The sequence below is a fragment of the Nemorincola caseinilytica genome, assembly GCF_039540515.1.
Taxonomy (GTDB): Bacteria; Bacteroidota; Bacteroidia; order Chitinophagales; family Chitinophagaceae; genus Nemorincola; species Nemorincola caseinilytica.
Map to the genome: position 1 here is coordinate 330,532 of NZ_BAABFA010000024.1, position 15,090 is coordinate 345,621.

The 15,090-nt window shown below is 50.6% G+C and carries 13 protein-coding genes; 8 read left to right on the top strand and 5 right to left on the bottom strand.

Annotation, left to right across the window (positions count from 1 at the left end; genetic code table 11):
• The first annotated feature begins 91 nt into the window (after positions 1-91).
• Together ABD843_RS16070 and ABD843_RS16075 are read left to right on the top strand one after the other, a co-directional pair.
• Entirely contained in the window at positions 92-1,039 is a 948-nt protein-coding gene (locus tag ABD843_RS16070) for a class I SAM-dependent methyltransferase (protein ID WP_345085508.1), read from the top strand.
• A gap of 72 nt (positions 1,040-1,111) precedes the next feature.
• Positions 1,112-1,459, top strand: a complete 348-nt coding sequence (locus ABD843_RS16075) for a c-type cytochrome (protein WP_345085511.1) — start codon at positions 1,112-1,114, stop codon at positions 1,457-1,459.
• Between the two features lie 39 nt (positions 1,460-1,498).
• Here the strand turns inward: ABD843_RS16075 and ABD843_RS16080 are convergent, their stop codons facing one another.
• Both ABD843_RS16080 and pyrR read right to left on the bottom strand, forming a co-directional pair.
• On the bottom strand, positions 1,499-2,428 hold the full coding sequence (locus ABD843_RS16080) for an aspartate carbamoyltransferase catalytic subunit (RefSeq protein ID WP_345085513.1): 930 nt from the start codon (positions 2,426-2,428) through the stop codon (positions 1,499-1,501).
• Positions 2,429-2,473: 45 nt separating this feature from the next.
• Positions 2,474-3,016, bottom strand: a complete 543-nt coding sequence (gene pyrR / locus ABD843_RS16085; RefSeq protein ID WP_345085515.1) for a bifunctional pyr operon transcriptional regulator/uracil phosphoribosyltransferase PyrR — start codon at positions 3,014-3,016, stop codon at positions 2,474-2,476.
• Positions 3,017-3,176: 160 nt separating this feature from the next.
• On the opposite strand from pyrR, the gene ABD843_RS16090 reads away from it, so the two are divergent.
• Positions 3,177-3,605, top strand: a complete 429-nt coding sequence (locus ABD843_RS16090; RefSeq protein ID WP_345085518.1) for a hypothetical protein — start codon at positions 3,177-3,179, stop codon at positions 3,603-3,605.
• Between the two features lie 62 nt (positions 3,606-3,667).
• The gene (locus ABD843_RS16095) at positions 3,668-4,471 is read left to right on the top strand and encodes a CHAD domain-containing protein (RefSeq protein WP_345085521.1); all 804 of its coding nucleotides are present in this window, start codon (positions 3,668-3,670) and stop codon (positions 4,469-4,471) included.
• Between the two features lie 144 nt (positions 4,472-4,615).
• Here ABD843_RS16095 and ABD843_RS16100 read toward each other — a convergent pair whose 3' ends face one another.
• Both ABD843_RS16100 and ABD843_RS16105 read right to left on the bottom strand, forming a co-directional pair.
• Complete coding sequence (locus ABD843_RS16100) at positions 4,616-6,889, bottom strand: T9SS type B sorting domain-containing protein (protein ID WP_345085524.1); 2,274 nt, start codon at positions 6,887-6,889, stop codon at positions 4,616-4,618.
• A gap of 147 nt (positions 6,890-7,036) precedes the next feature.
• Entirely contained in the window at positions 7,037-9,232 is a 2,196-nt protein-coding gene (locus tag ABD843_RS16105) for a glutamine synthetase III family protein (protein WP_345085527.1), read from the bottom strand.
• Between the two features lie 312 nt (positions 9,233-9,544).
• Between ABD843_RS16105 and ABD843_RS16110 the strand changes: the two genes are divergently transcribed.
• The 4 genes from ABD843_RS16110 to ABD843_RS16125 all read left to right on the top strand — a co-directional run bounded on the left by ABD843_RS16110 (position 9,545) and on the right by ABD843_RS16125 (position 14,432).
• Positions 9,545-10,030: a DinB family protein gene (locus ABD843_RS16110; RefSeq protein ID WP_345085530.1), complete on the top strand. Its 486-nt coding sequence runs from the start codon at positions 9,545-9,547 to the stop codon at positions 10,028-10,030.
• A gap of 147 nt (positions 10,031-10,177) precedes the next feature.
• Positions 10,178-10,681: a hypothetical protein gene (locus ABD843_RS16115; protein WP_345085533.1), complete on the top strand. Its 504-nt coding sequence runs from the start codon at positions 10,178-10,180 to the stop codon at positions 10,679-10,681.
• A gap of 64 nt (positions 10,682-10,745) precedes the next feature.
• Positions 10,746-11,678 (top strand): hypothetical protein, encoded by a 933-nt coding sequence (locus ABD843_RS16120; protein WP_345085536.1) that lies wholly within the window; start codon positions 10,746-10,748, stop codon positions 11,676-11,678.
• Positions 11,679-11,810: 132 nt separating this feature from the next.
• Positions 11,811-14,432, top strand: coding sequence for a DUF3857 domain-containing protein (locus ABD843_RS16125; RefSeq protein WP_345085539.1), 2,622 nt, complete (start codon positions 11,811-11,813; stop codon positions 14,430-14,432).
• Positions 14,433-14,441: 9 nt separating this feature from the next.
• Here ABD843_RS16125 and ABD843_RS16130 read toward each other — a convergent pair whose 3' ends face one another.
• Positions 14,442-14,909 (bottom strand): hypothetical protein, encoded by a 468-nt coding sequence (locus tag ABD843_RS16130; RefSeq protein WP_345085542.1) that lies wholly within the window; start codon positions 14,907-14,909, stop codon positions 14,442-14,444.
• Between the last annotated feature and the right edge of the window lie 181 nt (positions 14,910-15,090).

Below are 15,090 nucleotides of genomic sequence, written 5' to 3' on the forward strand. Positions count from 1 at the left end.
ATTTTAATGTATAAAGTGTGTATCTCTACCCCATGCTTTTGCTCCTTTATTGCTAATTGAAGTACCTTTAATGCCCTAATACATTAGCCATTTGAGCGCCGAAAAACAGGTCATGTTCCACAACCGGCTTGCAAAAGTGTACAAGCACATCAGCAAGCTGGCCCGCAAGCAGGGTATAGCATGTTACCGCATTTACGACCACGATCTCCCCGAATTTCCCTTTGCCATAGACCGGTACGATGGGGTAGTACATGCTGCCGAATACAAGCGCCGCCACGGTATGGAAGATGAAGAGCATGATGCCTGGCTGCAGGAATGCCGCGCCACCATAGCCGCCGTGCTGGAGGTAGATATAGCCGCCATATATATGAAGGTGCGCCAGCGAAAGGCCGGCCGCCAGGGGCAGTACGAGAAATTCGGCGAGGAAAAGGTAGAGCGCATAGTTCCCGAGAGCGGCCTTAATTTCATTATCAATCTTACAGATTACCTCGATACCGGTCTCTTCCTCGATCACCGCATTACCCGTGGCATGGTGCGCGACCGCGGCAAAGATGCCCATGTGCTGAACCTTTTCTGTTATACAGGCTCCTTCAGTGTATATGCGGCCAGCGGTGGTGCGGCCACCGTTACCTCGGTAGATATGTCGAAGACGTACCTGAACTGGGCAAAGCGCAATATGCAGTACAACAAGCTGTATAAAGAGGACAAGCACGAATTCATACATGGTAATGTAATAGAGTGGCTCGATTATATGCCGCGCGATCATTATGACATCATCGTCTGCGATCCGCCTACATTTTCCAACAGCAAGCGCATGGAAGATACCTTTGATGTGCAGCGCGATCATGTGATGCTGCTCAAAAAGCTGCTGAAGGGCTGTGCCGATGGCGGTGTCATTTACTTCAGCAACAACTACAGAGGCTTTGTGCTGGATAGAGATAGTATACCCGCCGTATCGGTAAAGGACATCACGGGCGCTACCACGCCCTTCGATTTCCAGGGCAAGCTGAACCGAAAATGTTATCTCATAGAAAAATAAAGTGCTCCAAGCCGCTGATAACTATCATCTTACGCCCTTATCTGTTATTTTTGGCGCCAACATACACACTCTATGAGAAAATTGTCCATCATCATAGCCGCCATGGCATTAGCAGGTTGTTTCGCCTCTTCCAAAGCCCCCAAGCCCTCGCAGAGGGACCTGGCAAGGGTAGAGGGTAAATTCTCTGGCTACACCCTGGCCCAGCTCAATGAGGGCCGCGAACTGTATAAGCAACATTGCGGCAACTGTCATGGCCTGAAGAGCCCTTCATCGGAAAGTGAGGCAGAATGGAAGGAAATAGTGCCCGATATGGCCAAGCGTGCCAACAAGAACGGGGTGGTCATCAATGCGCCCAGCGAAAAGCTGATACTTAAGTACCTCATTACCATGAGTGGCTCTGTACCCGCTTCCAGGCATTAAAAAGGGAACCTGCCTGCGGCAGGCAGGGGCCGTGAGGGTCTATTCTATTTCTCGCTTGCCCGATAGCAGGTATATCACTGCCATGCGTATGGCCACACCGTTCTCTACCTGGTCCAGTATGATGGACCTGTTGGGGTCGTCGGCCACGTCCGAGTTCAGTTCTACGCCCCTGTTTATAGGCCCGGGATGCATTATCACTATATCCCTGCCCAGGCTGTCCAGCATATCGCGGTTCACACCATAGTATAGCGCATATTCGCGCAGGGTAGAGAAGAGCGGCTTGTGCTGGCGCTCCAGCTGTATGCGCAGCACATTGGCCACGTCGCAGTTCTCCAGCGCCTTTTTCAGGTCATACTCCACCTTTACCCCGAGAGTGGCTATATGCTTCGGTATCAGTGTGGGCGGCCCGGCCACGGTCACCCTGGCGCCCAGCTTGTTCAGGCAGTATATATTGCTCAGCGCCACGCGCGAGTGCATTATGTCGCCTATTATGGTTATGTTCTTGCCGCGCAGGTCGCCTATGCGTTCGCGCATAGAGTAGGCATCCAGCAATGCCTGTGTGGGGTGCTCGTTGGTACCGTCCCCGGCATTCACTATGCTGGCATTTATGTGGTTGGCCAGGAACCACGGCGCCCCGCTTGCCGAGTGCCGCATCACCACCATATCCACCTTCATAGACAGGATGTTCTTTACCGTATCTATCAGCGTCTCTCCCTTCGATACCGAAGAGCCCGATGCCGAGAAGTTCACCACATCGGCCCCCAGGCGTTTCTCTGCCAGCTCAAAAGACAGGCGGGTGCGGGTAGAGTTCTCGAAGAATATATTGGCCACCGTAGTGTCCCGTAGCGAGGGCACTTTCTTTATGGGGCGTTGCAATACCTGTTTGAAGTTATCGGCCGTTTTGAATATCAGCCCGATATCCTCAGTTGTCAGATCCCTTATTCCCAGCAGATGTTTTACCGATAACATTCTTTATAGATTCAATGCCTTTAAAAAATTCAAAAAAAATGCCCCCTATGCGGAAGGCTTGTCTATCAGCGCTACTTCGTCTTTCCCGTCCTTTTCCTGCCAGTATACTTTTACCTTCTGTGTGAGTATGGTATCTACGGTATAGCCTACATAGTCGGGCTGTATGGGCAGCTCGCGGCTGAAGCGCCTGTCTACCAGCACCAGCAGCTCTACCTTGGCAGGCCGCCCGAAGTCTATGAGCGCATCCATTGCCGACCGTATGGTACGGCCCGTATACAGTACATCGTCTATGAGCAGCACATTGCGGCCGCTTATGCCAAAGGGCATATCTGTCTGCGAGGGCACCTGTATATCGGCCGATGTATGCACATCGTCGCGGTAAAAGGTGATATCCAGCTTGCCGTGGTCTATGTTCTTCTTGCGGGTTATCTTTTTCAGTATGCGCACTATGCGCTCCGACAGTTGAATGCCGCGTGGCTGTATGCCTATTATGGCCAGCGAAGCGAGGTCGGTATGGTTCTCTACCAGCTGGTGTGCCAGCCGTTGCAGTGTCAGCTCCAGTTGTGTCTCGTTGAGCAGGGTCTTCAAAGGCAGTGCTATTTGCCGCCAAAATTAATCATACCCGCCCTATTTTACGAATTAGTAAGGGAAAAATGTTTTGCAGGTCATTTCCCGCATTATACAGATCGGTAATTTTGCCACTCACTACACATGGCGCTCATCCGCGCCGCTTCATCGGCTATAAAAAATGCAAAGTATCAATACCTTCTTCGAGAACTATGCGCGGGCATTAGAGCAGTACAATACCAAAGGGCTCTCATACATGTATCATATTCCCTGCACCATGCTGTCGGATGATGCTACGTCTCTTTTCAACGATGCAGGCAAGCTGGAAGGCTTCTTCAACCAGGGGGCTACGTTCTACCGCCAGTTCGGTATAGCCCATGTGCGCCACGATGTGTGGATGAAGCGCGAAGTGACCTCAAAGATAGTGAACGTGAAGGTGCTCTGGCATTACCTCGATACCACGCAGAACCTCATATATAGCTGCGATTACCACTATACCCTCAAGCTCGATAAGAACGACCAGTGGCGCATCATCCTCTCTATATCCGTTAACGAGAAGGAACGTATGGAAGAGTGGCAGGCGCAGCAAAGAGCCGCTGCCCTGCGATAAGGGTATTGTTATCTTTTTGTCCGCCGTCCTTTTATCCCCTATGCATTTTCTAAATTTGTATAGTGAGAAGGAAAGAGATAAAGGCCATCATCAGGAAGAAGGTAAAAGAGATAGCCGCCCTTGCCGAAGATGTGGATAAGGATCTGGGCATGGAGGCTATTCATGCTTTCAGGGTGGCTGTCAAGTCGCTCAGGTCTTTCCTGCGCCTGCAGCAGATGCATAGCGGCAGCCGCAAGATACGCATAGCGCCCCGCTACAAGCGCCTCTACGATATAGCGGGCGCCATACGCGAGGCTCAGTTGGAGATAGCTCATTGGGAAAAAGAAGACACTTACCTGCCTACCTACATAGCCTACCTGCATCACACCATAGCACAGAACAAAAAGGAGTGGAGGAGGTACTATACAAAAAAGCTGTTCACCCGCCTGCGCAAGGATCTGGATGATATAAAGTACTGCCCAATGGATACCGGTGTTCCGCAGGCATTTTTCGCAAAGCGGCTGGCCGAAGCATATGAGCTGGTCAGCATTCCTGCACCACATGCCGAGCAGCTTCATACCGCGCGAAAGAGAATAAAGGATGTGCTATACGTTGCCAAGACCATAGCCAAAGAATGGCCTGCTGCTCACGAGCATATCGGCGATGTGCCTTTGAAAGAATTAGATAAACTTGCTGACCTCGTTGGCGTATTGAACGACGAACGCATGAGGCTGGAACATTTGGAGGTCTTCGTTCCGCACCCCGATCAGCAGGCCGAAACAGATACGATACAGTTATTGAAAGCCAAAGAGCACAAGCTGCTCACCACAAAGAAGACAAAGGCCGTAAGAACACTTAGAAGTTCACTAAAAACACTACACCCCTGACAAAGACCAAATTTCAAAAAACAAAGACCAAATTCCAAAGACCAAATTTCAGATCCCCATGCCCCAATTCCTAATTCCTAATTTCTAATTCCCAATTCCCAATTCTCAATTCCCAATTTCTAATTCCTAATTCCTAATTCCCCATCACCTCACCAGCGTCACATCGCCCCTTAGTACCTGCTCTTTACCCGTTGCCACCTTGTAAGATACCAGGTACATATACATGCCTATATCCATGGTACGGCCATTGAAGGTGCCATCCCATTTCTGGGTCATATCCTGCGTCAGGAACACCTTATTGGCCCAGCGGTCATACACCGCGAACTGGTACTGTACTATGTTGCAGCCCTTCGCTATTATAGGCGCGAACACATCATTGGTCCCATCACCGTTCGGGGTAAAGGCATTGGGCACGGTCATACCACAGCCGCACAGCTCTCCGGCTATATACACCGTATCGCTGGTTATGCATCCCGGCGCCGTCATCTGCATCCAGTATTTACCCGTCTCTTGCACATATATCTTGTCAGTGGTCTCGCGGGTACTCCAATACACGGTGGCATCGGGTGGCAGCGCTATCTCCAGTCCCAGCCCTACGAACATATCATTGCAAATGATAGTATCGCGCAGGGGAGCAGGCAGGGGCACTATGTTCACATTCACTATTGTGCTATTCACGCAGCCCTTCAGGGTGGTGGTCACCGTATAGGTGCCAGATGCCGTTCTTGTTGCACCCTTTATGGTATGGTACTGCTCTCCCGACGTAAAGCCTCCCGGTCCCGCCCATTCAAAGGTGCGCAGCACATCGGTAGGGCCTGAGGCCAGCAGCACATCCTCGCCCTCGCATACCGGGCCGCCTACCATAGCTATAAGGGTGGGTATGGGGTTCACTTCCACAGGTACATACACCGTATCGTAGCAGCTGCCCATAGCCGCTACTACGCGGTAGGTCCCTGCCAGGTCGGGGTTGATGCCATATATGAGCGATGTATCGTGCTCTGATGAGAAGCCGCCGGGACCTGCCCATGTATACACTGAGGTATCCATTACCGCACCCGGGTAGCCCGCCATCAGGAAGAGGGTATCTCCTGTGCATAGCGGCGAGTTGCTTGTGGCTGTTATGTCCGGCGATGGCAGTACCGTTACCCACCTTGTGGCGGTATTGTCGCAGCCATCCAGCGATACTACCACCGAGTACTGGCCCGAGTGTACCAGCTTTGCCGGCGATATCAGCGGGCTTTGCGATGTACCGGTAAAACTCTCGGGCCCGCTCCACGAATAGGTCTGCCCCGCAAATATGGGCGATACCGATAGCGACAGGTCGCGCCCCTCGCACACGGGGTCGTTCACCGATATCATAGGGTTCAGTGGCAGGGTCGTCACTACGAACAGCTCCACCGTATCCTTGCAGCCATAGAGGTCGGTATACAGGGTATAGGTGCCCATTTGCAGGCTGGATATAAAGTAGAGATCGGGGTTCTGCAGCGTGCTGGCAAAACCCGCCGATCCTTCCCAATTATACGTTATCCCCGGCACATAGGGGCTGGAGCGGAAGGATAGCGTATCGCCCTCGCACACAGGCGAGTTGCTTGTGGCCGTTACTACCGGCGCATCGAACACCGCTACTTCTATCGTATCGGTATACGTCATCAGGCCCACAGTATGCACCACCGTATACGTCCCCGATACCGTAGGCGCAGGCGCGGGTATGGTAGGGTTCTGCAGGGTACTGGTAAAGCCTCCCGGGCCCGTCCATACATAGGTGCCTATATTGGTACTGTTGGCATACAGGTTCAGTACAGGCCCGTCGCACAGGGGGGCATTCGAGGCTGCTATCACCTCGCAGGGGGGCATAGGCAGCGTATCTATGCTCACATGGTACGATACACCATTGGCGTTGCCATTACTACCCACCGAAAAAGAGGTGATGCCCGAGCACATCTTTATATGCAGTACACCGCCATTGTAGTGGCTCAGCGATATGGCACCTGCCTCGGGCCCATACAGGCGCCCCGATGTGAGGTAGCATGTATCGGCGCCCGCACTGCCGCAATGGTCGTATGATAGTACATCTGCAGGTGTTATCACATACTGTACGCCATTTATGAATACCTCCAGGTACTCGCTGGTACCAAATGGGCCTGCGTTCAGGTTGCTGGCCTGCACCCATATGCCATATATGGGGCTGCTAAGGGCAAATTCATACTTGCCCGCGCCCGACAGGCCTGCATGGTATTGCAGGGGCGATCCCAGGCATGTGTCATTGGCTGTAGTGATGCTGCCCGAGGAGGTCACGGTCACGGTTTGTGTGCCATAGGCCACCGGCCCTGAAAAGTGACTTACCTGCACCATTTGTGCAAAGGCCGGTATGGACAGGAGAAGGAACGTAAGGGTCGCCACGAAAGACCGTCTGATCATGGGGGCTAAGGTATTATGGTGAAAATTTATATAGTGCGTATGCCAAAGGTAGCGATAATCCCGCTTCGCCATCAAAATTTTGCGTATAAAACGAACGGGCGATACCCAGAGGGTACCGCCCGTATATGTTCCTTTCACTACGTTCATTTATTTTATGAACAGCAGCTCCCTGTACTTTGGCAGTGGCCACAGCTTGTCGTCCACTATCAGTTCCAGCTTGTCGGCATGGTAGCGTATCTTGTCGAAGTAGGCCTTCACTTCGTGGCAGTACATGTGGGCGCGCTTGTGCATATCCTCTGTATTGTTGGCACGTTTGCGGGCCTCTATCATGGCTTCCACATTGTCGTTTATGTTCTGTATGTGACCGCTTATGATGCTGGCCAGGTTCAGCTGTGCCTTGTATGCGCTGCTTTCCAGTCCTATCTCCTTCAGGCCGCGTATGTTCTCTATCAGCGTATTCTGGTAGTTGATGGCTGCAGGCAGTACATGGTTGGTAGCTATGTACCCCAGTATGCGGGCCTCTATCTGTACCTTTTTCACATAGTCTTCCAGCATTATCTCGTGGCGGGCTTCCAGCTCGCGCTTGCTGAATATGTTGTTGCCAAAGAACAGGTCTTTCGCGTTGTCGGTAACATATGCGTCCAGCGCCTCGGGTGTGGTCTTGAAGTTGCTCAGGCCGCGGCGTTTGGCCTCTTCTGCCCATTCCTCGCTGTAGTTATCGCCCTCAAAGCGGATCTTCTTCGATGTGCTTATGTACTGGCGCAGTATGTGCAGTATGGCTATCTCTTTCTTCTCGCCTTTCTCTATCAGCGCATCCACATCGTGTTTGAAGCGTTTCAAGGTCTCGGCCATTATGGTGTTCAGCACCATCATAGGCGAGCCGCAGTTGGCCGATGAGCCCACCGCGCGGAACTCGAACTTATTGCCTGTAAAGGCGAATGGGCTGGTACGGTTGCGGTCCGTATTGTCCATCAGCAGTTCGGGTATCTGCTTGTGTATGTCCAGCTTCAGTATCACCTCGTCCTGCTCGCTGAATTTATCCTTTACGCGGCTCTCTATCTCGTCCAGCACCTCTGTGAGGTATTTGCCTATGTATACCGATATGATGGCAGGCGGAGCCTCGTTGGCGCCCAGGCGGTGATCGTTATTGGCCGATGCTATGGCACCACGCATCAGGTCGGCATAGTCATGCACAGCCTTTATCGTGTTCACGAAGAAGGTGAGGAACATGAGGTTGGTACGCGGTGTCTTGCCGGGGGCCAGCAGGTTCACGCCGGTATCGGTAGCAAGGCTCCAGTTGTTGTGCTTGCCCGATCCGTTCACGCCTGCAAATGGTTTTTCGTGCATCAGGGCCTTCAGCTTATGGCGTTTGGCCACTTTGTGCATCACGTCCATCAGCAGGGTGTTGTGGTCCACTGCTATGTTCACCTCTTCAAATATAGGTGCGCACTCGAACTGGCCCGGCGCTACCTCGTTGTGACGGGTGCGCAGGGGTATACCCAGCTTGTAAGACTCCTGCTCGAAGTCCTGCATGAAGGCGAACACGCGCTCGGGTATAGAGCCGAAGTAGTGGTCTTCCAACTGCTGGCCCTTTGCTGGGCTGTGGCCCAGCAGGGTACGGCCGCACATCAGCAGGTCGGGGCGGGCATTGGCCAGTGTCTCGTCTATTACAAAGTATTCCTGTTCCCAGCCCAGGGTGGCGGTCACCTTGGTCACGTTCTTGTCGAAGTAGTGGCATACATCCACAGCGGCCTTGTCCAGCGCGCTTATCGATTTCAGCAGGGGCGCCTTGTGGTCCAGCGACTCGCCATTGTATGCTATGAATATGGTAGGTATACACAGCGTCTTGCCCGAGCCTGCCTCCATGATGAAGGCGGGCGATGAGGGGTCCCATGCGGTATAGCCGCGGGCCTCGAAGGTGGCGCGTATACCACCGTTCGGAAAGCTCGATGCATCGGGCTCCTGCTGTATCAGGGCATCGCCGTCGAACAGTTCTATCGCAGTGCCATCGCTTTTGATAGTGAAGAAAGAATCATGTTTCTCTGCAGTAGTACCTGTAAGTGGCTGGAACCAGTGCGTGAAGTGTGTAACACCGCGCTCCTCGGCCCATGCCTTCATACCGGCAGCTACCTGGTCGGCCATGCGGCGGTCTATTTTAGCGCCTGTCTTTGCCGAGTTCATGAGGCTCTTATATGCCTCATCGCTCAGACACTCACGCATAGCGCGTCCATTGAATACGTTACTACCGAACATGGTAGTTATTCTCTTTTCGGTGTAGCCGGATACTTTTTTCTCTTCTCCTGCTGCCAATGCCTGTAAGGCCTGAAAACGTAGTGATGACATAATGTATTAGATTTTACGCAAATCTAGTGTATTTGTTCTGATTTTCTATTTTTCTTAGAGATTTTCTTTTAAAATAAAACATTAATATTATTTTACTATTTATATTTTATAGAGCTGCATGACCATTATTTGCTGTGACTATCCTCTTTGCGTTATCACATTTAGCTGATGTACAGTTGTTTATGTTCGTTTTTGTGGTCGTATCGCATCATGTTGTACGGTATCGGTTAAAAAATATATTTGACGTGTTGTTTTATTTGCATGTATGTGTGAATGGTGTTTGCCTTAGGCGAAAGTAAATATCTTCGTGATATGAAAGAGCACATCATCTCCCTGCTGCGATACAATGATACCGCCAACCATACATTACTTCACACCATATTACAATTGCCGCACAGGGACGAGGCGTTAAGGCTGTTCAGCCATCTCATTTCTGCGCAGGATAAATGGATGAACCGCATAACAAATGCTGCGCCTGATAGCCAGTATCAGTGGTACGGACCTGTTTATGATGCCGATCGCATTGGGGGAGAATGGGAGCGTAGCATCAATGCATGGAAAGAGCTGATATCGGATACCGGAGAAACCGATCTTCGCCAGTATATATACTTTCACCGGCCTGCAGATGGCCGGAAGATGATGCTGCCGCTTGCCGACCTCTTTCTGCAGATAAATTATCACAGTATGCATCACCGTGCGCAGATCAATAAGCTCATTAGTGCACAGGGGCTGCCTCTTCCCGCTACCGACTTTATATTTACAGTGCTCAGGGAAGCGCCTGCGCCCGATAGTGTATAGGCAGGAACACCAGGGCCTGGCGCATTGTTTATCACAGACCCATGCATATACTTTTCAACAATTAACATTTTTTATGTGAAGAACGAACGATAGTCATTTTTTGATATGCCTAAGAAAAATACCTTTGCCCTACAAAAACGTAACACAATGATAAAGAAGAATGTACCGGTAATGTCGATAGCGCTGGCCGCTACCATTACTGCCCTTGTTTCCTGCTCCAAGAACAAGTATAAGAACACCGACCAGCTTGCTTCCCTGGGCAAAGCTACCGTATCGGGTAAGGCCTATGCCCGTACCGTAGACACATCGGGTGCTGCGGTGATACAGTATGCGCCCTCCGGTACTGTTATAAAAGCATGGATAGATGGCCGCGACCTGGTGATAGGCGACTCTACAGGCCTGCTCTTCGGCAAGCGCTACTTCACCGGCACTGTAGATGGCTCTGGCAAATACAGCATCTCTATCGATGTATCTAAATACAGATCGGGCCTGGTGCACATAGCGCCTGTGACCTTCGAACATGATGTGATAATAAAGAGCGGTAAGACCGTAAAGACCGAACGCCGCAAATTCAAATGCGACGAATTTCCCTACAAAAGCATGAAAGATGGCGATAGCGATACTACTGCTATGGTCTATTATGTGAATTAAGCCTTGTTGCGTTACAGGTCAAAATGATATTCTCTCTTAAAAACATCACTCAAAAAAGACTTAAATGAAAAATACTATAATTCTTACTACATCGCTTATGCTGGCCGGTTCGGTGGCATTTGCACAGACCACCGATGTGCCCGCTACCAAAAATGAAGCGGCACATACCTTCAGCTCAAAGAACGGACACGAAGTACTGCCCCAGGCCAAAGACTGGGCCCTGGGCATATCGGCCACAGGTTTCCTCAACTATATGGGCAACCTCATGAACGGCAATAGCTTCAACAGCGCGCCTGCTTTCAACAGCGCTAACGAGCCTACGGCCTTCGCCATAGGCAACATAAGCGGCATGGCGCTTTCCGGCAAGTATATGAAGACCGCTACACTGGCATACAGGGCCAGGTTCCAGGTAAATGCCGGCAGAACATCGTACCACAACTCTGTGTACAAGAATCTTGCTACCCCCGATCCGCTGAATCCCCAATATGTGGAAGATGCGCTGAATGTAGATGCACATGTAGTGCTCCTTAGTGCGGGCTTCGAGAAGCGCAGGGGCAACGGCAGGCTGCAGGGCCTGTATGGTGCCGAGGCCATAGTAGGCTTTGCCGGCAACAAGAGGACGTATAAATATGGCAACGCTTTCTCTGCAGAATTCCCCGCAGTGGCCACTACCACCGATTTCGTATCGGGCTCCAGCAGCTATGTGAGCTCGCGTACGCTGGAAACATATAGTGGCAATACCATGCTGGCAGGTGTGCGCGGCTTTACCGGTGTAGAGTATTTCATAGCTCCTAAAATGTCGATAGGTGGTGAGATAGGTTATTCGCTCGGCTTCTCTACCAATGGCAAGGGCTATACTGTGAACGAGCAGTGGGTACCCGGTATGGAAAAGACAGTTACCGTTAACCGCGAAGTATACCCATCATCGGGTCTAAGGTCTTTCGGTGTAGGCCTGGACAATGTGAATGCAGGCATCAACCTCCATTTCTATTTCTAAGCACAGTACAATATATATAGTATGATGAAAGCTCCTGTGAGGGGGCTTTCATTATATATAATAGACATCAGGTCATTGGTTTTATTGCAGATCTTGTATATTTCACCTGCCTTTTGATATAATACTATACTAATGTACCTCCGTTCATACCTGCTTATAGCCCTGCTGTGTGTATCTTTTTCTTTTGCAAAAGCCATTGAGCCTACGGTGCGTACCGGGCCTGTGCCTGCATGGGTGATACCCGCAAAACAGAACGATGAGCGCATAGCCGGTACTGACCTTCGAGAAGTGAACGATGGGTACTATATACGGCTTTATGAGCAGGAGGAGAATGTAGAAAAGAAAGAGACCTATACGCACCTCATTCGCGAGATAGTGTCGGATGCGGGTGTGCAGCGGGCATCGGATATCACCATCCATTTCGAGCCCGCGTATGAGCAGCTGACCGTACACCAGGTCATTGTATGGCGCAATGGCATACCCATCAGCAAGCTGCAACAGGGAGCCTTCAAGATGATAGCGAACGAGCAGGACCTCTCGCGCTTTCTTTATAACGGGAACTATACGGCATACCTGATACTCGATGATATACGCAAAGGCGATAGGGTGGAGTGGTCCTACACCACATCGGGCCGCAACCCCGTATTCGAGAATAAGTTCTTCACCTCCTTTGTGCTGGGCACTCCCGAGCCGGTGGCCCATATTCACTACAGTATACTGATGCCTGCATCGCGAAAGCTCAATTTCAGGTATCTGAACGATGGCCCGCATGCTACCGAGAAGATAGCTGGAAATACGAAAGTATATGATTGGGACCTGGTGAATGTGCCCGCTGTAGAGACGCCAACAAGCCTGCCTGCATGGTACAATCACTTTCCCTTTGTGCAGATGTCGGAGTACAACGATTGGGGAGAGGTGGCGGCCTGGGCGTATAAGGTGAATACACCGCCCGATAAATTGACGGGCGAACTGGGTGCCCGTGTAGCCAAGGTAAAGGAACAGTACAATGATAAGGACTCGTTGCTGCGTGCACTGGTACAGATAGTGCAGAACGATATACGCTATATGGGCATAGAGATAGGCCCATATTCGCACAAGGCCAATGCACCGGGGAAAGTATATGCACAGCGCTATGGCGACTGTAAAGACAAATCGCTGTTGCTTGTATCTATGTTGCGTAGCGTGGGTATAGATGCAAATATGGCCTTGGTAGGTGTGCAGTTGAAGGACAAGATAGCCGATAGATGGCCAAGTCCTTCCCTGTTCGACCATGCTGTGGTGCTGGCCCAGGTATCGGGCAGGCCTGTGTGGATAGATCCTACCTTGTCCGACCAGGGTGGCAGCGGTTCTGACATCTATTTCCCGCATCGCGGACAGGCGCTGGTGCTGGCGCCTGGTACCAAAGAGCTAACAACGATGCCCGAGGGCGCAGCGGGAGAGGTGAGATATACCGAGATATACGATATCACCGATACCAAAGATGCGGTATCACTTACGGTGAATACCACCTATTATGGGCATGAGGCCGAGGTGATAAGGCGCGAACTGGCCACCAAAAGTAAAAGCAGTATAGAAAAGAACTACCTGGACTATTATCTGAAAACATATCCCGGTATCGAAAGAAAGGATACCCTTGCAGTGCTGGACGACATAAGATCGAACACGGTAGAGACCATAGAGCATTATACTATAAACGACTTTTTCGATCATGACTCTGTTGCTCATAATTATCCTGTCAGTTTCTACGTCAGCAGCATACGCAATGTGCTGCCCTCGGTAAAGAACAACAAGAAATACCCTATAGCCGTAAGCTATCCGTACAACATGCATTACACCATACAGGTGAATGCGCCACTGCAATGGCAGATACAAGACAGAAGCGAGACCATAGAGCGCGACGCTTACCGTTTTGCACAGAATGTTTCTACCAATAACAATACCTTGTCGCTGGAATATGAGTTCAGGTTCCTGAAAGACCATATTGCACCGGAAGACATAGCCCAGTATGAGGCCGACAGCAAGAAGCTGATAAACGAACATCTGTCTTTTTCTTTCACTTATACACCTTCATCCGACGAAACCTATACGGGGTACAATACATGGGGCATATTGTTGTTCCTCATCACGCTGGGCGGCTGTGTATACTTAGGCACCCGTATATATCGTACACACACCGAGCGCGATGCAGATGCATATGCCGTATCAAGGAATATAGGAGGCTGGCTCATATTGCCGTTGCTGGGGCTTGTTATATCTATACTGCGCATTTTGACCACCATCTTTACCGGCGGGTATTTCCGCAGATCGCTATGGCATGTTTACGATGCACATGACAAGGCAGTATTGTACAAGGTATTCCTAAGTGCAGAGTTCTTTATCAACACCATAGTATTATCGCTCTCCATTTTCTGCCTGGTGCTTATGCTGGCCCGTCGCGATATTCTTCCGCGGTATATAAAGATGCTCTACATCGGTTCTGCCATATTCGTGACCATGGATGATGTATTGACCAACATGATCTTCAATATCACAGAGATAGATTATAAGAACATTGGGCAAAGCATTTTCGCGGCATGTATATGGGTGCCATATTTCTCTATGGCGCAAAGGGTAAGGGAGACGTTCGTGGTGCCTTATCCCGATATACCCATCTATTATTATGAACCGGAGCCGCAGCCTATTGTGGGCGATGTTGCTGCCGTAGACACGGCTGCACCCCATACACCCGAAGCAGAAGGTGATGGCACTGAATAGTGTCCTTTATCAGCAGCCCTCTTTGGGTTTGCTCTGCACGCAGGGCGATGAGAACATCACAGGTAGCAGTACCTGCATGAACCCTGCCTCGGGATGCTGTCTCATCCTTTCCCTGAATGAGAACACCTGCACGCGTATCTCTTCTTTTTTCAGGGTAGAGAGGTATTTGTTCGCTACCTCATCAGGCTGCCTGATGCCGTCTATGAACAGCATGTCCTTTCTTTTTTCTACCACGAAGCCATTCATCTGGTTGATGAGGCCATCCTGCTCTAGCTGCTGTACCAGCAGCATCTCTTCATTCACCGGCGCTGCCTGCTCTGCGGTCTTTGCAGGCATAGCATTGCTGCCTTTTTCGTGAGCCTTATCCTTATCGGGCTCTGTAAGGGAGGGCGTGCCCCATGCTACCAGGCAGCCCGATACTACGATAGCCGCTACAGTGGCTATCCCCCTGCTCATGCTGAATTTGCTCTTTTTCATTGGTATGGAATTTTAGAGTTGAACTATAATTATAGTCCAAAGTTAGAACTATATTTTTAGTTCAACAAAAAATGAAAAGATATTTTTTTGCCTCGTAGTATAGTTATAACATACTGCAGGCATAAAAAGCATGGCATAGAGCAGAGGCAATGCAGCATATGGCATTGCGGGAAGGTGATAA